19 protein-coding genes are annotated in these 22833 nt (G+C 70.0%); 9 read left to right on the forward strand and 10 right to left on the reverse strand.

The features are described 5' to 3' along the window. Nucleotide 1: 1 nt before the first annotated feature. Nucleotides 2-1315, reverse strand: a complete 1314-nt coding sequence (locus tag ACX114_RS29585) for a porin (protein WP_459290029.1) — start codon at nt 1313-1315, stop codon at nt 2-4. A gap of 468 nt (nt 1316-1783) precedes the next feature. On the opposite strand from ACX114_RS29585, the gene ACX114_RS29590 reads away from it, so the two are divergent. Beyond that, the gene (locus ACX114_RS29590) at nt 1784-2167 is read left to right on the forward strand and encodes a hypothetical protein (protein WP_459290031.1); all 384 of its coding nucleotides are present in this window, start codon (nt 1784-1786) and stop codon (nt 2165-2167) included. Nucleotides 2168-2335: 168 nt separating this feature from the next. Further along, nucleotides 2336-3853 (forward strand): M91 family zinc metallopeptidase, encoded by a 1518-nt coding sequence (locus ACX114_RS29595; protein ID WP_459290033.1) that lies wholly within the window; start codon nt 2336-2338, stop codon nt 3851-3853. 3 nt (nt 3854-3856) lie between these two features. Here the strand turns inward: ACX114_RS29595 and ACX114_RS29600 are convergent, their stop codons facing one another. The 8 genes from ACX114_RS29600 to ACX114_RS29635 all read right to left on the reverse strand — a co-directional run bounded on the left by ACX114_RS29600 (nt 3857) and on the right by ACX114_RS29635 (nt 12627). Beyond that, nucleotides 3857-4180, reverse strand: a complete 324-nt coding sequence (locus ACX114_RS29600; protein ID WP_459290035.1) for a protealysin inhibitor emfourin — start codon at nt 4178-4180, stop codon at nt 3857-3859. Nucleotides 4181-4197: 17 nt separating this feature from the next. Further along, nucleotides 4198-5352, reverse strand: coding sequence for a M4 family metallopeptidase (locus ACX114_RS29605; protein WP_459290037.1), 1155 nt, complete (start codon nt 5350-5352; stop codon nt 4198-4200). Nucleotides 5353-5470: 118 nt separating this feature from the next. Continuing rightward, nucleotides 5471-5917, reverse strand: coding sequence for an acyl-CoA thioesterase (locus ACX114_RS29610; RefSeq protein ID WP_459290039.1), 447 nt, complete (start codon nt 5915-5917; stop codon nt 5471-5473). 23 nt (nt 5918-5940) lie between these two features. Continuing rightward, nucleotides 5941-7248: a hydroxyacid-oxoacid transhydrogenase gene (locus ACX114_RS29615; RefSeq protein ID WP_459290041.1), complete on the reverse strand. Its 1308-nt coding sequence runs from the start codon at nt 7246-7248 to the stop codon at nt 5941-5943. A gap of 77 nt (nt 7249-7325) precedes the next feature. Then, nucleotides 7326-9404 carry a hypothetical protein gene (locus ACX114_RS29620; RefSeq protein WP_459290043.1) on the reverse strand — a complete coding sequence of 693 codons (2079 nt, stop codon included), beginning with the start codon at nt 9402-9404 and terminating at the stop codon, nt 7326-7328. A gap of 168 nt (nt 9405-9572) precedes the next feature. Beyond that, nucleotides 9573-10709, reverse strand: a complete 1137-nt coding sequence (locus ACX114_RS29625; RefSeq protein WP_459290045.1) for an ABC transporter permease — start codon at nt 10707-10709, stop codon at nt 9573-9575. Then, nucleotides 10706-11632, reverse strand: a complete 927-nt coding sequence (locus ACX114_RS29630; RefSeq protein ID WP_459290047.1) for an ABC transporter ATP-binding protein — start codon at nt 11630-11632, stop codon at nt 10706-10708. Before ACX114_RS29630 ends, ACX114_RS29625 begins: the two co-directional genes overlap by 4 nt. After that, a complete protein-coding gene (locus ACX114_RS29635) occupies nt 11629-12627 on the reverse strand; it encodes an HlyD family secretion protein (RefSeq protein WP_459290049.1) in 999 nt (332 codons plus the stop codon). The genes ACX114_RS29630 and ACX114_RS29635 overlap by 4 nt, the downstream gene beginning before the upstream one ends. Nucleotides 12628-12955: 328 nt before the next feature. On the opposite strand from ACX114_RS29635, the gene ACX114_RS29640 reads away from it, so the two are divergent. The 5 genes from ACX114_RS29640 (at nt 12956) to ACX114_RS29660 (ending at nt 20318) form a co-directional block, all read left to right on the forward strand. Continuing rightward, a complete protein-coding gene (locus ACX114_RS29640; RefSeq protein WP_459290050.1) occupies nt 12956-14305 on the forward strand; it encodes a sensor histidine kinase in 1350 nt (449 codons plus the stop codon). A gap of 79 nt (nt 14306-14384) precedes the next feature. Next, nucleotides 14385-15755, forward strand: a complete 1371-nt coding sequence (locus ACX114_RS29645) for a sigma-54-dependent transcriptional regulator (protein WP_459290052.1) — start codon at nt 14385-14387, stop codon at nt 15753-15755. Nucleotides 15756-16869: 1114 nt separating this feature from the next. Then, the gene (locus tag ACX114_RS29650) at nt 16870-17313 is read left to right on the forward strand and encodes a putative immunity protein (protein ID WP_459290054.1); all 444 of its coding nucleotides are present in this window, start codon (nt 16870-16872) and stop codon (nt 17311-17313) included. Nucleotides 17314-17416: 103 nt separating this feature from the next. Continuing rightward, nucleotides 17417-18295 (forward strand): hypothetical protein, encoded by an 879-nt coding sequence (locus ACX114_RS29655; protein ID WP_459290056.1) that lies wholly within the window; start codon nt 17417-17419, stop codon nt 18293-18295. A gap of 76 nt (nt 18296-18371) precedes the next feature. Further along, nucleotides 18372-20318: a fibronectin type III domain-containing protein gene (locus tag ACX114_RS29660; protein WP_459290057.1), complete on the forward strand. Its 1947-nt coding sequence runs from the start codon at nt 18372-18374 to the stop codon at nt 20316-20318. 6 nt (nt 20319-20324) lie between these two features. Here the strand turns inward: ACX114_RS29660 and aac(3) are convergent, their stop codons facing one another. Continuing rightward, nucleotides 20325-21125: an aminoglycoside 3-N-acetyltransferase gene (gene aac(3) / locus ACX114_RS29665; protein ID WP_459290059.1), complete on the reverse strand. Its 801-nt coding sequence runs from the start codon at nt 21123-21125 to the stop codon at nt 20325-20327. A 205-nt stretch (nt 21126-21330) separates the two neighbouring features. On the opposite strand from aac(3), the gene ACX114_RS29670 reads away from it, so the two are divergent. Both ACX114_RS29670 and ACX114_RS29675 read left to right on the forward strand, forming a co-directional pair. Beyond that, nucleotides 21331-22449, forward strand: coding sequence for a right-handed parallel beta-helix repeat-containing protein (locus tag ACX114_RS29670; RefSeq protein WP_459290061.1), 1119 nt, complete (start codon nt 21331-21333; stop codon nt 22447-22449). Nucleotides 22450-22579: 130 nt separating this feature from the next. After that, nucleotides 22580-22807 (forward strand): hypothetical protein, encoded by a 228-nt coding sequence (locus ACX114_RS29675; RefSeq protein WP_459290063.1) that lies wholly within the window; start codon nt 22580-22582, stop codon nt 22805-22807. The last annotated feature ends 26 nt before the right edge of the window (nt 22808-22833 follow it).

The raw sequence follows: 22833 nt of genomic DNA on the forward strand, positions 1-22833 counted from the left end.
CTCAGTAGTTGAACTGGAGCTGGAGGCGCGTCACGTGCCCCTGCTCCTGTTCATACGGGTAGCGCGACGAGGTGCGGTCCGCGATGACGTAGGCGGCCGTCAGCTCCAGGGCCTTCCAGATCTGCCACTCCGCGCCCAGCTCCAGCTCGCGCACGTCGTAGCGGGGGGCGTTGGTCTCGAACTTCTTGCCGCCCTTGTAGAGCGTGCCGCGCACGTAGGGGATGAGCGACACGCCCCCCACCCCGTCCAGCTTGTACATGAGCTGCGCGTAGCCGCCCTGAAGGTTGCGGCTGTCGATGAGCAGCGCCTCGTCCGGGAACGAGCCCTGCGACGGCCCGCGCCCGAAGTTGTACTCCGCCTGGAAGCCCAGCGGCTGCGGGTAGATGGTCAGGCTGACGATGCCGCGGGCATCCACCATGTTCGGACCGCGCGCGAGCGCATAGGCCGCGTCATCGCGCGGAGTCGCGGTGGTGTTGAAGCGGCCGTAGTAGCCGCCGACACCGGCCTCCACGTACTGGGAGCCGAAGAGGAAGGGATAGCTGACGCGCGCGACGGCGTGGGGGCTGTTGTTGCGCTCGGCGCGGTTGGCCGTCTGGCCGTTGTAGACGCCCAGGCCCACCACGCCGTAGTCGCCGGAGCCCTTGAGGCCGCTGTCGACGAGGTACTTGAAGCGCTCGCGGATGTGCGAGGGCGCCCAGTAGAAGAACACGCCCAGGTCGCGCTCGTCCTTCAGCGCGCTGTTGATGGCGTCGTTGCGGTCCAGCGCCAGGCGGTTCTGGCTGGACTGGAGGTTCTCGAAGCCGAAGGGCACCTTCGACTGGCCCACGCGGAAGCGGAACTCCTTCTTCGCGTCCACGAAGATGTCCGCGTACCAGTCCCGCATGATGGCGACGTTGTACTGGTCACCGATGACGGAGGCGAAGTCCGGCTGCAGGTAGATGGACACGTGCGGGTGCACGTCCCCGAAGATGACGAGCCGCGCGCGGCGGATGCCGAAGCCGGTGTCCTTGCCCAGGAAGCGGTCACCCTGCTCGTTGATGAGCGCGTCGTTCACCCGGAAGCTGGGCAGCCGGTTGTAGCGGATCTGCGTGTAGCCCCGGAGGCGGATGGTCTCGTACCAGGGCTTGGTCTTCTCCTTTTCCTTCTCCTTCTCCTCCGCAGGAGGCGGCAGGGCGGCGGGAGGCACGACCTCGCCCTTGGGAGCGGACTCGGGCGGGGTCTCCTGGGCCTGGGCCAGGGCGGAGGTGGAGAAGAGGAGCGCGGTACCAGCCAGCAGGGCCTGAAGGACGGAGCGGTGGGACGAGGCGAAGGACATGGGTGCGTGGGAGCCGGCGGGGAACAGGGAAGGACCCGCCGATCCCGATGTGGCGCTCCCGTTACCGAATGGCGCCGCCTTCCGCCACGCACCGCCCCCTGTTGTTGCCACACCGTTACCGGCGCCCCCGTCCTGTCACACGAACGAGCGAACCGCGTCACACGTTCGTGACATGGCCCTGACACCGCGCCAGCATCCGGCATCCCGCGCACGCATCGCAGTAGAAGGACCGGTGCCCCCATGAACCACCCGCTTCCGTTGGATCACGCAAGACTCGTCGCGCTGCGGCCCGCCCCCTCCACCCTCCCGCCGGATGTGGCCCCCCCGTGGCCGCCGCCAGCCCTGAGCGTGAGACCGCAGCCGCTGTATGCCCCCCATCAGGCACGGGACCTTCTGAGAGGCAGCCTGATCAGCGCGGGGATCGGGGTCTTCTTCTTCATCGTGGGCGTCCCCGTCCTCGGAGTGTCCATGTGTCTCATGGGGCTGGGGTTCGCGCTCTATGCCGGGCACCTCAAGCTCCCCGTCAATGTGAGGGAGTGGCGACAGCTCCAGGCCGTCCAGGACCAGCACCTGAGCCGTGCCCGGCTGGCCTGGGCGCGCGTGGAGAACGCGGCCATCCTGGGCTCGGTGCAACGGAACGGCGTGGTCAAGGCCCATGTGCTGGAGTTGGACGTCATCCCCTGGCACGAGGCGGACCCCACCGCACGGGTCTCCCTGCGGGTGACGGTCGCCGCGGGCACCGCCGGGCATGTCGTGCCCGGTGCATACCTGGGGGTCCTGTCCGATCCCCAGGAGCCATGGGCCATCCCCCAGTGCGTGCTCACCCTGGACGGCGCCCAGCTTCCCCTTTGAGCCCCCCTCCCGGGCGAGTCTTTCCGAGGGGTTGGACCGGAATCAGCAGGCCCCAGGCAACCTGGCGTCACGCATCCGCGACAATCCCCTTCGGGCGGCATCCATCCGCTCCCCGGCATCCGTCCGCCGGACCCGCACCGGGTGTCTCCGTCACCTGGGAGAAGCGACATGACCACGATTGGCAAGCCCGGCTCGCGCACGACGTCCCCTGTCAGCACCCCGCAGCCGAAGACGCCCGCCGCGCCCGTGAAGCCCAATGCGGTGAAGGCCGCCGTCGCGCAGCGGATGTCGGACGGCTTCGACTCCGGGCCCCGCACGGGTTCGCGTCCCCCGCTGACGAAGGCGCGCGCCCCCGAGACGGAGGTGAAGAAGGACAAGGACGGCGGCGGCTTCCTGGGCGGTATCGCGTCGGGGCTTGGTTCGGCGCTCGACAAGATTGGCAAGGGCGTGGCGAAGGCGCTCGCGCCGCAGGTGAGCACGAACGCGGACGGGCGCACGGTGGTGGACCTGGGCGCGGGCAACAACACCGCGACGGTGTCGCAGAACAAGGACGGCGGGCTGACCATCAAGTCCGGCAGCGACACGGTGACGCTGACCGCGGAGCAGGCCAAGGGCGCCATCATCAACGGCGGTGAAGGCAACGACTCCATCACCGTGGACGAGAGCGTCACGCAGGACCTCACCCTGGACGGCGGCGCGGGTGACGACAAGCTCACCGGCGGCAAGGGCAACGACACGCTCATCGGCGGCAAGGGCAACGACACCGTCATCGGTGGCGAGGGCAAGGACACGCTGCAGGGCCTGGACGGTGACGACTACCTGGAGGGCGGCGCCGGGGACGACCGCATCCTGGGCGGCGAGGGCCGCGACGTGCTCTACGGCCTGGACGGCAACGACTCCGTGTCCGGCGGCAACGGCCGGGACTACATCGACGGCGGCGCGGGCGATGACCGTGCCTCCGGCGGCGCGGGCGACGACCAGGTCATCGGCGGGCGCGGCAATGACACGCTGTCGGGCGGCTCGGGCAACGACGCGGTGGCGGGCGGCGAGGGCAAGGACACGGTCCGCGGCGGCACGGGCACGGACAAGCTCTACGTCGAGGAGAACGAGACCACCGCCGACGCGACCGGGAGCGAGCGCGAGATCGTCGACATGACGAACGCCGACCAGCGCGGCCGCTCGGTGACGGTGTCGGGCAGCGCGGAGTTCCAGGCGCGCGTGCAGTCGGACCTGGACGCGATGCGCTCGCTGCCCTCGGGCCAGGAGCTGCTGCGCACGCTGGATGACAGCGGCCACACCACGACCATCAAGCAGACGACCCAGGGCAACTCCGCGGCCGCGCAGAACAAGGACGACGCCTGGTTCAACGCGGACGGCACGCCGGGCAAGGGCACCAACGGCACGGTGAACTACAACACCACGCGCATCTCGCTGGGCAGCGAGGACTGGCAGAACCGTCCGCCCGTCGTCGGCCTGTTCCACGAGCTGGTGCACGCCTCGGACTACGCCAACGGCACGCTGGCGGTCGGTGAGAAGGACGGCGTGAACAACCGCGAGACGTCCGCGGTGGGCCTGCCCATCGACCTGGACCAGGACCCGTCCACGCCGGACGTGGTGCAGGGCGGCCGCCCCGGGGAGAACGTCCTCCGCGACGACCTGAACCTGCCCACGCGTCCGCACTACTAGGACTCAAGGGGCGCGCTGCTCCCGCTCGGCCTTCTGGATGAGCGCCAGCAGGGAGCGCAGGTGTGGCTCCGTCACCGGCTCCACCAGCCGGACCGAGTGCTTCCTCCCGCCGTCATCCTCGATGGTGACGGCGTAGCTCGTCCGGTCCGCGCCCGCCGAGGGACCGCCGCCCACGGTGGCCGGCTGTTCGAAGAAGCGGGCCTCCCGCACCTCCCGCTGGAGCGCCTCCGCCGTGGCGGGAGGCAGGGCCGCCAGGTCCACGGTGCGGGGCCTGGCGAGGCCCGGGAAGAAGGCGACGCCTCCCTCCCGTTTGAGCTCGATTCGCATCCCGTCGGCTCCAGGGGCTAGTGCTTGCGCTGCACCGGCTGCTGCGCGGCCTGCTTCGGCACCTGCGGCGTCCAGGCCGGCGCGCCCGCGCGCTCCTTGGAGACCTTGATGCCCACCTGGTTCCACGCGTCGCGCACGATCTGCTCCTCGTCGCCGCTGCCGTAGAGCCGGACGGCCGCCGTCACGGTGAGCCGGGCGAAGGAGAGGAACGAGGCGTTGGGCTTCAGGCGGGAGTCGCGCAGCGTCTCCAGCCAGATGAGGCCGGCCTTCTCCCACGCGTAGCCCTTCAGGTTGATGGCCGCGATGCAGAAGGCCTTGTTGGGGATGCCGGAGTTGATGTGCACCCCGCCGTTGTCCTCCCACGTGTTCACGAAGTCCTTCATCACGGCGGGCTGCGGATCCTTGCCCAGCACGGGGTCGTCGAACGCGGTGCCGGGGTCCTTCATGGAGCGCAGGGCCTTGCCCTGGACCTTGTCCGTGAGGAGCCCCGCGCCGATGAGCCAGTCGGCCTGGTCCGCCGTCTGGTTCAACAGGCGCTGCTTCACGAGCGAGCCGAAGCAGTCCGACAGGTGCTCGTTGAGCGCGCCCGCCTGGGAGAAGTAGGCAAGAGGGCCCTCGTGCTCCGTCACGCCATGGGCCAGCTCGTGCCCCATGATGTCCACCGCGATGGTGAAGCGGTTGAACAGGTCCCCGTCGCCGTCGCCGAACACCATGCGCTCGCCGTCCCAGAAGGCGTTGTCGTAGCCACTGCCATAGTGGACGTGGCCGTTCAGCGGCATGCCGTTGCCGTCAATGGAGTTGCGCCCGTAGACGTCCCAGTAGAGGTCGTAGGTCGCGCCCAGGCCGACATAGGCTTCGTCGACCGCCGCGTCGTTGGCGTCGTCCGCCCCCTCCTTGCGGGCCACCGTCCCCGGAAGGGCCTCGGTGTTCTTCACGTTGTAGATGGTGCGCAGCTTCTGGCTCTCCACGACCAGGGGGCCGGGAATCATCCGCTTCGCGGCCTGGGGCGCGCCGCTGCTCGACAGGCGGATGGCGCGCAGGGTGTTGTCGATGGAGAGCGTCCGCAGGGCCTGCGCGCGCTGCTGCGGGGAGCCGTTCTGCGCAATCTGCCGGCTGACGTACGGCGGCAGGATGCAGTGGTGGGAATGCCAGATTCGGGTGTTGCAACACATCACCAGTCTCCTTCTGAAGGGGGTACCAGAAGACGATGGTGATGACGCAAGGCCGTGCTCGGGACACGGCGCGGCGGGGGCTCCCCGGTCGCCCGGGAGCCCCTGCGGCGTCACGCGCTCAGGCCTGCTCGCGTGGCGCCGCGGTGATCCTCGCCAGCGCGTCACGCAGCCGGTCGGGCATGGCCACGGCCCTTCGCGTCCGCCGGTCCACGAAGACGTGCACGAAGTGGCCGTGCGCCGCCGCCTGCTCGTCGCCCTCCTTGAAGATGGCGATGCCGTAGGTGACCGAGCGGTTTCCCAGCCTGTCCACGCGCAGGCCCGCGCGCAGGCGGTCCGGATACGCGAGCGGGGCGCGGTAGGCGCACTTCGACTCCACCACCAGCCCGATGACCTCGCCCGTGTGGATGTCCAGGCCGCCCTCGTGGATGAGGTAGTGGTTCGCGACCGTGTCGAAGTAGCTGTAGTAGGTGACGTTGTTGATGTGGCCGTACACGTCGTTGTCCATCCACCGCGTGGTGATGGGCAGGAAGAAGCGGTAGCGGTCGGCCGTCTCTGCGTCGGACACGGGAGAAGCCCTCCAGGTTCGGGTTACCAGTAGCGCAGCGCCTGACGGAACAGTTGCGTGAGGACGGGCCGGGTCATCTCCCGGGGCGCGTTCTGGAGCAGGCGCTGCTGCGGGAAGGCGCCCTCCGTGAGCGCGTCCACGTCCTCCACCGTATAGCCCACCCCCGAGAGGCCGTTGGGCACGCCCACCGCGCGCATGAGCTGGACCACGCGGCCCGCCAGGACCTCGCCCGCGTCCCCGCTGTCCGCGCCGCGCACGTCCGCGCCCAGGAAGCCCGCGGCCTCCAGGTGGCGCTCGGGGTTCGCGGACGCCGTGTAGCGGAACACCGCCGGCGCGTTGACGATGACGGCCAGGCCGTGCGGCACCAGCGGTTCCTCCTGGGGGTAGCCGGAGGGACGGAAGTCGCGCACGCGCCCCGCCACCGCGTAGGCCATGCCATGCGGCGCGTGCACGCCCGCGTTCCCGAACGCGATGCCCGCGAGCGTGGCCGCCCACATGAGCTGCTCGCGCGCCTCCGTGTCCCCGGCGTCCTTCACGCCCCGCTCCAGGTACAGGCCCATCAGCCGCAAGGCCTCGCGGCAGCCCAGGTCGCTCCAGGGGTTGGCGCCCTGGCTCATGGGCCGGAGGCTGGGACGCGCCGGGGCGGGCCGGTGGACGAAGGGCCGCGCCGTATAGGACTCCAGCGCGTGGGACAGCACGTCCAGCCCGCTGGCCGCGACCACCTCACCGGGCAGGGTCGCGGTGCAGTCCGGGTCGATGAGGGCCTCCGTGGGCCGCAGCGCCGGTGACGCGATGCCCGTCTTCGCGGACAGCGACAGCAGGTCGAAGATGGTGATGCCCGTCACCTCACTGCCCGTCCCGGACGTGGTGGGGCACGCGATGTGCGGCTTGAGGGGCCCGGGCACCGCTCTGCCCTCCCCCACCGGCGCGTTCACGTAGGCCAGGAAGTCCGCCGGGTGCGTGGCGTAGAGGTTCGCCGCCTTGCAGGTGTCGATGACCGAGCCGCCGCCCAGCGACACGTAGCCATCCGGCCGGGCCTCGGAGGCGAAGCGGGCCGCCTCCTGGAAGGACGCGTCCGTGGGCTCTACGTGCACGTCCGTGAAGACGACGACGTCCAACCCCGCCGCGAGCAGCGACTGGCGCACCTTCTCGAAGTGCGGCAGCCGCGCCACGCGAGCATCGGAGAACAGCGCCACCCGCTTCATCCCGAGCGCCCGCGCCCGGTCGCCCACCTCGGAGAGACAGCCCGGCCCGAAGGTGATGCGGGAGGTGTCCACCGTGAAGGCGCTGTCGCAGCCTTCCTTCACGGCGGGGTAGTGACAGCAGCCCATGCGCGCTCCTTCCGGACGTGTCCCGCCCCAATCTACAGGGCGGGACCGGAATGGGAGTCCGCGCGGAAGGGCCGGTGTCAGGGTTTGTGCAGGACGGCCGTGTCGCCCACCATCCACAGCTCCGACGAGGACGGCGCCCACACGGCCCGCAGGACGCGGCGGGTGCCGGTGGTCTCCGCGGTCCACTTGCCGCCGTCGAAGCGCAGCAGCGTGCCGTTGTCACCCACCGCCCAGACCTCGGTGGCGGAGCGTCCCATCAGCCCGTTGAGCTGGGACGTGGTGCCGCTGGCCATGGGGAGCCAGAGCGAGCCGTTGTAGCGCAGCAGCGTGCCGTCCGCGCCCGCGGCCCAGACGTCGGTGGGACCGCTGCCCCACACGGCCTTCAGGCCCTTGTTGGTGCCGGAGCTCATCGCGCTCCAGGCGGCGCCATCCCAGCGCAGGATGGTGCCGGCGTCGCCCACCGCGATGGCCAGCGAGGGCCCCTGCACCCAGACGGCCTGGAGCGCCTCCTTGCTCTCCGCGGGCTTGCGCGTCCAGGCGGTGCCGTCGAAGTGGATGGCCTGGCCGGACTCGCCCACCGTCCAGATGTCCGCTGCGGACGAGCCGTGGATGGCATTCAGGGCCAGCGAGCTCTCCGACTGGTACTGCGTGATGAAGCGGGCCCCGTCGAACCGGTAGACGCGGTCATGGAACGAGGACGTCACCCAGACGTCGGCCGGCGAGGCCGCGTAGACGCCCGACACGCTGTCGGCGGAGGAGAAGTCCAGCTGCGGCTCGATCCATCCGCCGCCGTTCCAGTGCAGCACGCGGCCCGGGGAACCCACGGCCCAGACGTCCGACGGCCCCGTGCCATGGATGGCCCGCGCCACGCTCAAGGTGCGCAGCGGCGCCTGGGAGGTCCACGCCTGCCCGCTCCACTTCTGCACCTGCCCACCCGAACCGAAGGACCAGACGTTGTCAGGCCCGCTGCCGGCGATGGGCCCCACGGCGTCCTCGTCCGTGTCCGTCCACTTCGTGCCGTTGTAGACGTAGCCGAAGTCCTCGCCTCCCGACAGCACCAGCGAGGGCGACGCGGCGTACACGTAGAAGAGCTGATCCGACGAGCGCAGGGACTGCTCGATGCCCGCGGGCGTGGTGCGGAACACCTGGCCGAAGTCGTCGCAGAAGATGCAGGGGTCATCCGAGGCGACCGTCCAGACGTCGTTCGGGCCGGTGCCCGTCACCTCGTGGAAGTCGATGTCCGTGGTGCCCGCGTCGATGCCGGAGACCGCGTTGCCGTCATACCGGCGCAGCGTCCCGGACTGCCCCACCATCCAGACGTCCGCGGGCCCGCTGCCCCACACGCCGTTGAGGTCCTTCGTCGTGGCCGCGTCCACGCCCAGGAAGCCGCTGCCCTGGTCGCGCCGCACGGTGCCGCCCGCGCCCACGGCCCAGATGTTCCCCGGCCCGGAGGCCCACACGGAGTTCAGGTCGCGCGTCGTGCCGGAGCTCACGGCGGAGAAGGCACTGCCCGTCGTGGAGTGAAGCACGGTGCCACCCGCGCCCACCGTCCACACGTCCGTCGCGGAGAGGGCGTGCACGTCGCGCAGGGTGTTCAGCGTCCCGCTGCCCACGCGCGTCCAGCGCGTTCCATCCCAGTGCTGGATGAAGCCGTCCTCGCCCACGGCCCAGCCGTCATTGGCCGCGCTGAAGTGCGCGCCCTTGAAGCTGTAGCCATGGGGCAGCGGATACTCCCAGCACCAGCCGTCGCTGCACTCGCGCGCCTCCGCGGGGATGCCGCAGGTCTGCGCCACGCCGCGCCCACCGCACACCTCCGGCGCCGCGCAGGTGCCGCAGGAGACGGTGCCACCACAGTTATCCGGTTCGGTCCCGCACTCGTTCCCGGGGCTGCACGCCGTCTTGATGTCGGGGCAGCCGCAGACGTTGTCCTCGCCGCCACCGCCACAGGTGGAGGGCGCCCCGCAGGTGCCGCAGTTGAGCGTGCCGCCACAGCCGTCCGCCGAATCGCCGCAGTTGAAGCCCTGCGACTCGCACGTCCTGGGCACGCAGTCATCATCATCGTCCCCACAGCCGGCTGCGAAGGACGTTACGAACAGGGCCACGAGCAGGCGCGAAGTCCGCACCGCACCTACCGCGAAGAAGTCGTCACGGGACATGGGCATCTCCAGACCGGACGCGGGGCCGACCCCCCGCGAAACCACGTGAAACCACGTGAAACGTGGCTCCGGTGCGGAAGTAAGGTTGCAAACAGCGGTCCGTTTGGATCGTCCGCCCGTACAAGCCCCCACTTTCGCGGCTGCGTCATGCTCGACGTGCGGCGTCAATCAATCCAATGTCGTGCGTGACCTCGCGAGTGCCGCTCCGGCCACGGCGAGCACGAAAAGTCCCAACGCGAGCAGGTCGTTCCCCATGTCCGCGAGCACCTGATCCTTGAGCAGCGCGCCCCGGACGATGCGCAGGAAGTGGGTGACGGGGATGATTTCGCCCAGCACCCGCGCCCACGGCGGCAGCCCCAGGAAGGGGAAGGCGAAGCCGGAGAGGAAGATGGACGGCAGCATGTAGAACATGGACATCTGCATCGCCTGCAACTGGCTGCGCGCCACGGTGGAGATGAGGTAGCCCAGGGACAGGTTGCCCACGATGAACAGCACGATGCCGCACACCAGGGCCAGCCATCCCGCGGGCGTGCGCGCCATGGGCACCGAGAACAATCCGCGCGCCATGCCCAGGACGACGACGGTCTGCACCAGCCCCACGACGACGTAGGGCGTGAGCTTGCCCACCATGATCTCCGCCGGGGTGGCTGGCGTGGACAGGAGCGTCTCCATGGTGCCCCGCTCGCGCTCACGGGTGACGGCCATGGCGGTCATCATCACCAGCGTCATGGACAGGATGATGCCCAGGAGGCCCGGCACGATGTGGAACGGCGAGCGGCTCTCCGGGTTGTAGCGCCGGTGCACCACCACCTCGAAGGCGGGCGCGGTGGACCGGGGCTGCCCCAGTCCGATGCGCTCATTGCGCAGCGCCTCCGCGGGCAGCACGCTCACCGCGGCGAGCGCGCCCGCGGCGGCCTGCGGGTCGGACGCGTCCGCCTCCGCCAGAATTTGAGCGCGCTCCCCCTTGAGCACTCGCCGGGTGAAGTCCGGAGGGATGGTGATGCCGAGCATCACCTGTCCCCGGCGGATGAGCTGATCCAACTCCTCGTCGGAGCGCGGCAGGTAGCGCACGTCCACGTAGCCGGTGCGCTCCAGCGCGGCCACGACGGAGTTCGCCAGGGTGCTGGTGTCGTGGGACAGCACCGCGGCGGGCAGGTGCCGGGGGTCCATGTTGATGGCGTAGCCGAAGATGAGCAGCTGCATCACCGGCATGAGGAGGATCATCGCGTACGTGATGCGGTCGCGCCGCAGCTGCGTGAACTCCTTGAGCAGCACGGCCAGGATGCGCGGAAACGAGCCCGTCATGACGAGTACCGTTCGTCGCGCTCGCGACCCATGAGCTGGATGAAGACGTCCTCCAGGGAGGGCGTCACCTCGCTCCACCGGTAGGGCTCCTTGCGCCAGGGGCCGAGCGCTGCCTCCAGGGCTTCGCGCTTCAGCCCGCTGACGTGCACGGCGGCGCCGAACGCGGAGGCGCTGAGCACGCCGTCCGCCTGGGCCAGCAGGTGCGCCGCGCGGTCGATGCCCGGCCCCTCGCCCAGGAACGTCACCAGCCCGGAGTCGCGGATGAGCGCGTCCGCCGTGCCCCGCGCGATGAGGCGCCCATAGAGGATGTAGCCAATGTCGTGGCAGCGCTCCGCCTCGTCCATGTAGTGCGTGGACACCAGCACCGTGAGCCCGCCCGCGGCGAGCGTGTGGATTTCGTCCCAGAACTCACGGCGGGCCTTGGGGTCCACGCCCGCGGTGGGCTCGTCCAGGAGCAGCAGGCGGGGCTCGTGCAGCGTCGCGGCGGCCAGGGCCAGCCGCTGCTTCCAGCCGCCGGAGAGCGCGCCCGCGAGCTGATTGCGACGGTCGAAGAGGCCCAGCCGGTGGAGCGTGTCCTCCACCCGCTCGCGCCGCTGGTCCAGGCCGTGGACGCGCGCGACGAACGCCAGGTTCTCCTCCAGCGTCATGTCCTCGTAGAGGGAGAACTTCTGCGTCATGTAGCCCGTCTGGCGCTTGATGGCGTCGCCCCGGGCGCGGAAGTCCAGGCCCAGCACGGTGCCCTCGCCGCTGTCGGGCGTGAGCAGTCCACACAGGAGGCGCAGCGTCGTCGTCTTGCCGGAGCCGTTGGGGCCCAGGAAGCCGGTGATGCGTCCGGCGTCCACGGCGATGGAGACGTCCCGCACGACGTGCCGGTCGCCAAAGGACTTGTTGAGCCCGCGCACGTCGATGGCCCGCTCGTTCATCGGTCCGCCTCCACGGGTGCCTGCTTCAGCGGTGTCACGTCGATGGGCTGCCCGGGCAACAGGCGCGTGGGCGCGGAGGGCACCGCCTCCAGCAGGAACACCAGCTTCTGCCGCGTCTCCAGGCTGTAGATGATGGGCGGCGTGTACTCCGGCCGGGAGGCGACGAAGTCCACGCGCGCGGTCATCCCGGTGTCGCAGCCGTCGCAGGCGATGGCCACGTCGGTGCCCGGCGGGAAGGACGCCACCCTCCCCTGCGGCACGTAGAAGCGCACCTTCAGCTTCGCGTCCGGGATGATGCTGACGACGGGGGCGTTGGGCATGGCCCACTCGCCCTGCTGGAAGAGGACGTCCTCCACGCGGCCCACCACGGGGGACACGGGCGCCAGCTCCACGACCTGTTGCTCCGCGGCGGTGACGCCCGCGCGTCCGCTGGCGAGCTGGGCGCGGACGACCTCCAACTGCGCGCCCGCCGCCGCCACGTCCGTGCGGGCCGCGTCGCGCTGGGCATGGGCGCGCGTCGCCGTGGCGCGCAGCAGGTCCAGTTGCTGGGGCGTCACCGCGCCCTCGATGGCCTTCTGGACGGCGACGAGCCGGGCAAGCTCCGCGTCCGCGCGGTCCGCCTCCGCCTGCGCCGCGGCGAGCGAGGCACGCGCGCGGGCCACATCCGACTGGCGCGCGAGCAACTGCGCTTCGATCTGCCCCACCTGCGCCCGCGCCTGGTCGGCCCGCGCCGTCAGCGACGTGGGCTCCATGCGGAACAGCGGCGTGCCCACCTCCACGCGCTGTCCGCGCACCACCGCCACGGACGCCACCATGCCGGCCACCGGCGAGGACAGATAGACGTTGTCGCTGACGACGTAGCCGGTGAAGCGCGGCGGCGGTTCCGGGGCCGGCCGCCGCAGCCACAGGATGCCGCTGATGATGACGGCGACCAGCACCGCCCCCGCGACGATGCCCCGCTTCGAGTGTTTCCTCTTCCTGCCCGGTCCCGACACCCGTGCCTCCTGGCGCGGCCTCGCCGCGATTGGAGCGCCCCCCGAGCGCGGCGGGGCCACGCTACGCCTGCCCGGCCTGGGGGTCCGCGTCTGGCTCACGGGCAGGTCCTGAACCCGTGTCCTGGCGTCACCTTGAGCACTGGACGTGCCAGCACTGAACGCCAGGGGAGCCCCCGGGGGCAGGCCCTTCCCTGTTCGGATTTCCGACGCCGGGCGCCGGGTCCCCGAACTCGAAGGGGGCCTGGAGGACGGGGCTCCAGGGCACACGGGCTGGGGCATCCGCCTTGCTTGGGCATAGGGTAGCGCCCACGGTCCAGGAGGACGCGCCTTGCATTCCCCAACCCAGCCCACGGCCGCCGGAATCGAGCAGGTTCAACGCGAGGCGTTCTCGCGGATGTTCCGGCAGGTGACGCGGGTGCTGACGTTCCTGAGTCCCCTGCCGGTGGTGATGGGGTCGCTGGGGCTCATCGGCGACACGGCCGCGTGGCGCCGTGGGTGCGTGGCGCTCGCGTTGGGGTTCGTGCTGGCGGGGCTGGGGGTCGTCGCGACGTGGCGGCGTCAGCCCGTGGTGTCCCATGAGTCGGGCAGGATGTTGCCGCTGGTGGCGTTCCCCCTGTTCACGGTGGTGAACCTGGCGCTGGGAGGACTGGAGAGCCCGCTCATTCCGCTGGTGCTGCCGGTGTCGCTGGCCACGGCCATCCTCTTCCCGCCCGCGCGGGCCCGCAGGTGGGCGGGCTACCTGCTCGCGCTGGTGGGCGTGCAGGCGGCGGTGACGCTGACGGGCAAGGTGGAGGACCTGGTGCCCCCGCTCTTCGGTGGAGGCCCGCGCGCGGGGCACAACAACGCGCTGCTCCTGACGATGCTCGCGGTGACGGGGTTCCTCGTCCTGTGGACGAACTTCGTCGGCACGAACCTGCGGCGCACGTTCCGAGGCATGGTGCGCACGGCGCTGGATGCGCGGGATGAAGCCCTGAAGGCCCATGAGGAGCGCGTGCGCTCGCTCACCACGCTGTCGGGAGAGATTGCGCACGAGTTGAAGAACCCGCTGGCGAGCGTGAAGGGCCTGGCCGCGATGATCGCCCGCGAGGTGGAGGGCCGGCCCGCGGAGCGGCTCGCGGTGCTGCGCCGGGAGGTGGACCGGATGCAGGAGATCCTCGAAGGATTCCTCAACTTCTCCCGCCCGTTGCTCCCCCTCAATGAAGCGCACGTGCCGCTGGATGGCCTGTGCCGGCAGGTGGCGGAGCTGCACGAGGGCATGGCGGGAGAACGGGGCGTGGGGCTGCGGGTCGCGGAGGGGCCCCCGGTGGAGGCGTGGTGCGACGCGCGCAAGGTGCGGCAGGTGTTGATCGACGTGGTGCAGAACGCGCTGGATGCCGCGCCTCGGGGAACCACCGTGGAGCTCCAGGCCTGGAGGACGCCAGAAGGTGACGGCCGTGTGGAGGTGCGCGACCGGGGTCCCGGGCTCGCGGCGGAGGTGCGCGAGCGAGTCTTCGAGCCGGGCATCACCACGAAGCCTCACGGCTCCGGCCTGGGCCTGGCCCTCTCGCGAGCGCTGATGCGCCAGCACGGCGGAGAGTTGAGCCTGCGCGCCCGAGAGGGCGGAGGCTGCGTGGCGGAGTTGAGCCTCCCCGCCGCGCCTCGGCCAGTCGAAGCGCCGCGAACGGAGGCCCTGTCATGAAGGCCCGAGTGCTGGTGGAGGAGCTGAGCTTTCTGACCGTGCATCAGTCAGTCGAAGCGCCGCGAACGGAGGCCCTGTCATGAAGGCCCGAGTTCTGGTTGCGGATGACGACGCGGGCGTGCGCTACACGCTGCGCGGCTTGCTGGAGGATGACGGGCTCACCGTGGAGGAAGCCGTGGACGGCGAGGCCGCGCTCGCGCGCCTGGACCAGGAACCGCCTGTGGACCTGGTGCTCAGCGACCTGCGCATGCCGCGCTTGGATGGCATGGAGCTGCTCCGCCGCGTCGCCGCGCGGCCGAATGCTCCCCGCGTCATCCTCATCACCGCGCACGGTTCGGAACGCCACGCCGTGGAGGCCATGAAGCTGGGCGCGCTGGATTACTTCCGCAAACCCTTCGACGTGGACGACGTGCTGGCCGTGGTGCGCCGGGCGCTCGGGATGGTCCGCCTGGAGGCGGAGAACGAGCGGCTGTCCGGCGAGGTGAACCTGCTGCGCTCGCTGGTCTTCGTGTCACCGTCGATGGCGCGGCTGGCCCTGCTCATCCAGCGCGTGGGGCCTCGCGACGTCACCGTGCTGATCACAGGCGAGAGCGGCACCGGCAAGGAGCGCGTCGCCGAGGCCCTGGTGCGCGCCTCTCCGCGCGCGGACAAGCCCTATGTGCGCTTCAACTGCGCCGCCCTCACGCCGGAGCTCGCGGAGGCGGAGCTCTTCGGCCATTCGAAGGGCGCGTTCACCGGCGCCGTGAGGGCCCGGCCCGGCCTCTTTCGCGAAGCCTCGGGTGGCACCCTGCTCCTGGACGAAGTGGGAGAACTCGCCCTACCCCTCCAGGCCAAGCTCCTGCGCGTCCTGCAGGAGGGCGAAGTGCGCCCCGTGGGCGAGGACCGCCCCTTCCCGGTGGATGTCCGCGTCCTGGCCGCCACCCACCGCGACCTGCCCCAGCGCGTGGCGGAGGGCCGCTTCCGCGAGGACCTCTACTACCGCCTCAAGGTCGTGACGCTCCAGGTGCCCCCGCTGCGAAGCCGCCCGGAGGACATCGCCGCGCTCGCGAGGCACTTCCTCGCCCGCCACACCGAGCGCTTCCACATGCCGCCTGTGGCCCTGACGCCCGCCCTCCTGGAGCGCCTCACGGCCCATCCCTGGCCCGGCAACGTGCGCGAGCTGGAGAACACCCTGGAGAGCGCCGTGGTGCTGTCCGCCGACGGGACCCTGGACCTGGAGCTGTTGCCCGGGGGCGCCAGCGCACCCACGCCCCAAGCACCGTCCAACACCGGCACCACCCTGCGCGAGAAGCTGGATGCGCACGAGCGCGAGCTCATCCTCGCGGCGCTCGCGGCGTCCAAGGGCCAGCGCACGGAGGCCGCGAAGGCGCTGGGCATCGGCCGCGCCACGCTGCACGACAAGCTCCGCAAGCATGGCCTGCTGGACGCGGACGAAGAGACGGAGCGTTGAAGGCTCACGGCTCGGGCGGTACAGGCTCCGGCGCCGTCTTCACCTCACAGGTGTAGATACCGGAGAGGGCTCCCGGTGTCCGGGGATGGCAGGCGAGGACAGGCAACGGCGGGGCGCCCGCGGGAAAGGGGAAGCGGCCCTCGGCCAACTCACACACGGGCGCGGAGGGATTGAACCAATCGCATGCCCTGGCCGGCAGGCGCTCCATCGGAAGCCACTCCGACTTCCGGCTCCGACGCTCGTCGCAAACCTCCTGTGGCTCGCCAGGGTCGACACAGTGGAAGGCAGAAGACCGTGGCGTCCTCGGACGGAGCTCCAATCGTTTGCACCAGCGGAGCTGGACCCGCCGTTCGCAAGCCATCCGCACTCCGGACGACCCGGGGACTTCGGTCAACTCGAACGCGCGGCCCTCCCCCGACACCCCGAACATCAACAACTGCGCCACGGAATCGGCCGTGAAGAACGGTTGGCCCCTCTTCCACAGCGCCTCCGCTTCCGAATGAGCAACAGGCGTGGCGGGAGGCCTCTCCGGAGGAGTCACCAGACGACCGCCCACCGCCTCGATGTCACACGCCTTGCAACTCGCGGTCTCACGCTGGAGCGCCACGGGCACCGGCGGAAGGACGCCCTTGCGAAGCCAGGTCAGCTCGCTGTCATCCCCTTGCACGGGCCGGCTTCGCGAGCACATCCAGACCTCCTCCGGGCGGGTGTCGCCGGCATAGAGCAACCACGTCTGGCCTGGAGGCAGGTTCAGGATGCAGTCTCCTGACCAACCATAGGGGAGCCTCAAGACATCACCTGCCTTGACGCTTCCCTTGAACACCTCCAGGACGTCGACGATGGCGAAGCCTTCGGACCGGTCCTTCGAATCACGGACCCGACCCAGGTAGATGAATCCGGCCTGGTCCCGCGCCTCCGTCAGCGTGCTGACAAGTCCCTGCGTGGGAAAGAGACATGAACAGGCCCACCCGGTCGCCGGCATCGCCAGCCATCCCACCAGCACCGCGAGCCACCACGCGTCCCTGACCATGGGAGGCAGTCTAGCCACACATTGACCTGAGAGGCCGGAATGACAGTGAATACGCAAGCAGTGTGACGCGGGGAGGAGCGGCGCATGGAGCTCGACAGGTCCGACCATGAGTGCCTGGCCCGTTGGGCCGCGGACTGCGCCGAGCGAGTCCTCCCCTTCTTCGAGCAGAGGTTCCCGGAGGACCACCGCCCCCGTCGTGCCATCGAGACAGCACGCGCGTGGCAACGGGGAGAACTGCTGATCACCGACGTACACGCGGCCGCCATCGCCGCGCACGCCGCTGCCTCGGATGCCACCACGCACGCCGCCGCATGCGCCGCGGCCCGCGCCGCTGGACACGCCGCCGCCACCGCCCACGTCGCGAGCCACGCGTCACAGGCCGCCACCTTCGCGGCCACCGCCGCCGCCCATGGCGTGGCCGAAATCACCGACGCCGCTGAAGCCACCGCCCGGGAACGCGCCTGGCAGCGACAACGGCTGCCGGAACACCTCCACGCCGTGGCGTTTCCTGCCCGGAACAATCGCTGAACGCACTGCGCGTGCGCGACGCATCCCGGCCATGCCGCCCACCCGGCATTGGCACCGCCGTGTCATTTGACAAAACCTGCAAAATCAGATTTCCATTTTTATCATGAACTTCAGAAAGCCAGTGTTGTGTACGGCGGTGCTCGCCTCCGTCGCCTGTGGCGGCGAGGCCTTCGAGGGTGAAACGGTCGCGGCGGAGGACCTGGCCACCACGCGGCAGGCGGCCTTCTCCGGCGTGAACGGGACGGTGTGCGAGGAGAGCCCGTACAACTGCAAGCTGCGGCCCTCCGGCGGCAACCGCGTGCAGACCAACGACCCGGACGATGACGACTCCTGGGGCATCACCACGGGCGTGCCCATCCGCGACGGCAACGGCACCGTGGTGGGCACGTCCACGCGGACGCGCTCCCTCTTCAACTACGGCCAGACGCGCACGTTCGCCGGCGAGCTGCACGCCTTCGCGACGTCGACGTCCAACTCCAGCTCCGGCTGGCTGCCCATGTCCGCCATCCTGGGCCTCACCTCCTTCCAGGAGAAGGTCGGCCACGTCTCCGCGCTGAGCTCCGGGCTGAGCAAGATGGCGTGCTACGCCGTGCGCAACTGGCACGACCCGGCGCTCGAGGTGAAGAAGGTGGTCTACGACACGACGTCGTCCAACGAGCGCGCGGGGGACTACCTGCCGCTCGTGCGGGCCAACGGCCTGCGCTCGGCGAACCTCACCTTCAACGTGCCGGGCTTCGGCCTGGGCGGCGTCGCGGTGGACCACTTCCCCGCGGGCACGAAGTTCCAGCGCCTGGACGTGCCGACGAACTCGGGCGCCCCCTCCATCGACATCCCGCTCTGGGTGCTGGACAGCGCGGGGCGCTACCGCCAGCAGTCCGGCACCATGAAGTTCATCTACGGCTACGTCATCGCCGCCACCGGCACCCGCCGCAACGGCTGGATGGCCTATGACGCGCTCGAGGTCAGCTCCGGCTGTCCTTGAGCCTGATGAAACACCGGGGCCCGGAATCCCTCCCGGGCCCCGCGCCGTGAGACATCCCCCACTCCCCCGAGCCCCCGTGAACCTCCCCTCGCGCCGCCTCCTGGCCGTGCTGGCATTGCTTCCCTTCACCGCTGGCGCAGCGCCGCTCTACGTGAGCCCCAGTGGCTCCGACTCGAACGCAGGCACCTCCGCCTCCGCGCCGCTGAAGACAATCCAGGCGGCCCTGGACAAGGCCACCGCGGGCACCGTCATCAACCTGGCGGCCGGCACCTACCGCGAGCGGCCCACGACGAAGCGCGCGGGCACCGCGACCGCCCCCATCACGCTCAAGGGGCCGGAGACCGGCAAGGTCCGCTCCGGACGCTACAAGGCGGTGCTGTTTGGCACGGGGCGCATCTTCAACATCGACCACAGCCATTACGTGCTGGAGGGCTTCACCATCGACGGGCAGGAGAAGCTGCTCAACGCGACCTGGCCCACGGCGCTGTCGGGCACGCGGAGCTTCAAGGACGCCAACCAAAGCCTCGTCGCGGACGGGCGGCTCATCTACATCGGCTCGGCGGAGACGTCCCGGGACATCACGGGCGTGGTGATTCGCGACATGTATCTCAACGGCGCGGGCGGCGAGTGCATCCGCATGCGCAGCAACGCGCACCACAACGAGGTCGCCAACTCGGTCATCCAGTGGTGCGGGATGTACGGCAAGGGCGACGACGAGGACGGCTACAAGTACCACAACGGCGAAGGCGTCTACATCGGCACCAGCCCCAAGTCGATCGACCAGCCGATGTATGCGAATGACACCAGCTCGTTCAACAACATCCACGACAACACCATCCACACGTTCGGGTCGGAGTGCCTCAACGTGAAGGAGAACGCGCACGACAACACGTTCTCCCGCAACGACTGCCGCAACAACGATGAGCCGCTGGAGTTCCTGGGCAGCCTCATCGAGCTGCGCGGCCACCACAACGTGCTGGACGCAAACGTCATCGCTGGCAGCCGCAGCTACGCGCTCAAGATGAAGTCCGACTCGGGCGCCTACGACAAGGGCGGCAACTCCGCCACGAACAACACCTTCCAGCAGGCCACGGGCGCCTTCATCCGCAACGACAACAGCGCGCCGCAGGAGACCTTCTGCGGCAACACGTTCGACACCTCCGCGCCCACCGTGACGGGCACCTCCGTGGGCACGCCCACCGCGCCGTGCGCGAGCACGGACACCACGCCGCCGACAACGCCCACCGGGCTGACCGCGACCGCGACCTCCAGCAGCGCGGTGGACCTGGCCTGGAACGCGAGCACGGACAACGTGGGCGTCACCTCCTACAAGGTGTTTCGTGGAAGCACGACGGTGTGCACGGTGTCCTCGCGCGCGTGCAGCGAGAGCGGCCTGAGCCCCGCCACGACGTACAGCTACACCGTGCGCGCCTACGACGCGGCGGGCAATGCCTCGGGCGCGAGCAGCGCGGTGAGCGTCACCACGCCTCCGGGCACTGGCACGACGTTGCTGACGGACACCTTCGAGTCGTACCCGGCCTTCCCGGCGGGCGGCTGGGCCAACGCGAGCGGCAACGGCAGTTGGGCCATCGTCACCGACGGGACGAAGGCGGCGCGCCAGCAGTCCTCGTCGTCCGCGACGTACATCGTCACGGGCGGTCAGGCCAGCTGGGCGAACTACTCCCATTCCGCCCGGGTGAAGACCGGCTCCACGGCCATCCGCAACGGACTGGTGGCCCGCTACGTGGATGGGAACAACTTCTACTTCCTGGTCCTCCACAACGGGAACCTGGTGCTGAACAAGAAGGTCGCCGGTTCGACGACGACCTTACAGACCGTGCCGTTCACCGCGAGCACCTCCACGTTCTACACGCTGACCCTCACCGTCAGCGGCACGTCCTTGAAGGGCTATGTGGACGGAGTGCTCCGCGTGCAGGGAACGGACACGAGCCTGACCGCGGGCAAGGTGGGCTTCTACGCGACGGGCGTGGCGACCTACGACGACGTGACCGTCACGCCCTGAGCACCCCTAGCGGGAATACGCCTCCAGCCATGCGACGCCCCGGCGCAGCAGCCGCCGGGCGTCGAAGAGATGCGACACGGCCCGGGCAACGCTTCCGGAGCGGCCGATTCCCTCCGCGAGGCATTGCTCTCCAATGCGCGTGAAGGGGTCCACGCTGGACGCGCGCAGGGCGTCCGTCACGGGCTCGCTGGTATCGAACTCCTCGAAGTCCACCCAGCGCCGCTCGCCGTCGACCTGGAGCGGCCGCTGGTAGCGGACCACTCGCTTGCCAGGGAGGTCCGCCAGGTGCTCCGCGTGATGGAGGATCGTGAGCGTCTCCAACGGCGCCCCCAGCATCAGGACCTTGCCCTCCGCCTCCACCAGCCGGGCCAGCGGCGAGCCGGGGCCATAGCCATACTGGAAGGCGTGGTCCGCGCAGAGCCACTCCGCCCGAGGCCCGATGGCGACCATGCCCGCGTCCGGATGGTCGCTGCGGACCGCGCCGGGCCAGGTCCTGAGCGTCTCCGCGAGGATGCCGTGGTCTCGGGCGGCCCGCGCGGTGCGCTTGTCGAAGGTGGGGATCTCGTCGCGCAGGCGCGCGTCCTCGAAGTCCTCCGGCTCCACCCCCATCTCCCAGTCCAGATAGGCCATGAGCGTGCCCCGGCGGCCCACCGCGTCTTGCAGCGCCCGCACCACGGTGTTCACCCCGCCCAGCACGGGCCCCAGGCTCCGGAGACCGGCATGGACCATCACCAGGTCCCCCTCCTCCAGGCCCAACCGCCGCAGGTCCTCCTTCAATCCAGTCAGGGTCGCGGGGGTCCTCGTCATGGGCTCCATCCTTCCTGTCGCAGGGCTCTGGAGGATAGCAACCACCCCGCCCCGTGGTGCGCTGTAGGTCTGTGCGTCTCCACGCAGTCGCCTGCCACCGGGAGACGGACTGGGGGCCAAGAGAGGGTGTGAGCAGCCTCCCCGCTCGGGGGCGGACAGCCTCCGGCGAGGGGGAGGCAGCATGGGAAGAATTCGAAACGGGATCGTGACGTGGCCCCTGGCGCTGCTGCTCCTCGCGGCCACCACCGCGAAGGCCAGCACCCAGGAGCCGGAAACCTTCGAGACCCGCGCGGTCCGGTGCGGCGAGGTCCTGACGCGGAACACGCGGCTCACCCGCGACCTCGTCTGCGCGGGCACGCCCATTCCCGCCCTGCGGATCGCCGCGCCGGGCGTCGTGCTCGACCTGGGAGGCCACACCGTGCGCCGGGCCGGGAGCGGGCCGGGTGACACGGTGGGCATCGCGGCCGAAAGCGACAGCACGGTGCGCAACGGCACCATCCAAGGCTTCAACTGGGGCTACGCGTACGACGCCACCGTGCACGTGCACCGGGTCGCGCTCGTCGACAACTGGATCGCCATCTTCCACATGAACGGCAGTGGAGGGCTCCTGCTCACGGACTCGAGCCTGAGCGGGAACCGGCTGGGCTTCGGCAGCGAGTTCGACGCGACGTCCGGCCCCATCGACATCCGCGGGTCCCGGTTCACCGGGAACGGGCTCGGGTTGTACGTGGACTTTCACGACACCCGCATCACCGGCTCGACCTTCACGGCGAACGAGACCGCCCTGTTCTGCTACTCCGGCAACGTCCTCATCCGGTCGAGCACGTTCACACAGAACGCCTCCGTGGCGGAATTGACGTGGAGCAGCAGCCGCTTCGACAACTGCTACGAGCTGGTGTTCGAAAACTCCATCCTCGCGAACAACACCGCGTTCGGCACACCGGAGAGCCCGAACTGGGAGGCCTTTGACTTCCAGATGCGCAACACGTGGGTGTTGAACAATGGCGAGGGACTGCGCCTGGCGGCCCAGACGCTCGACGTCCGCGGCAACCTCTGGTGGGACAACGAGGGAGGGCTGACGCTGTCCAACCTGCCGGACTTCGACCCCGTCCCGCAGGAAGGCCCGGTGCGCGGCAACCGCTTCATGTCGAATCGCGGGGACGGCCTGCGCGTCCTCCCGGGCAGCACGCCCACCCTCTCCAACAATGTCTGCCAGAACAACACGGGCTGGGGCATCCACGCGCCCACGGCCATTGACGGAGGAGGCAACGCAGCGCGCGGCAACGGCGCGGGCGGCTGCGTGGGGGTCGTCTGCGCCCCGTAAGGCCTTGAACGGGTCTCCGGGGACCGCGAGGTTTTCCCGGAGACGCCTGCCCATTGTCCTGCATTGAAAGACAGCGCTATCCTGGCGGGGCAGCACCCATTCCCCCAAAGACCAGGAGAAGCGAATGCGCGTGGCAATCATTGCCGGACTGATGGCCGTTGGACTGCTTGCGGGCTGCGGCGGCGCCGAGGAGATGGAGCCCATGAGCCCCGAGGAGGCCAACCGCGTGGTCGAGATGGCGGTCCCCAGCGCCTGTACCGACGCGTGCGACCAGAAGTATTACCAGTGTTACTTTGGCGGCGGCGACCCCTACTACTGCAACAGCTACCGCGCCTACTGCATCTCGCAGTGCCCGTGATGGCGTGAGCTGAAACGCTGGCGGCG

Source organism: Corallococcus sp. M7 (assembly GCF_054512695.1).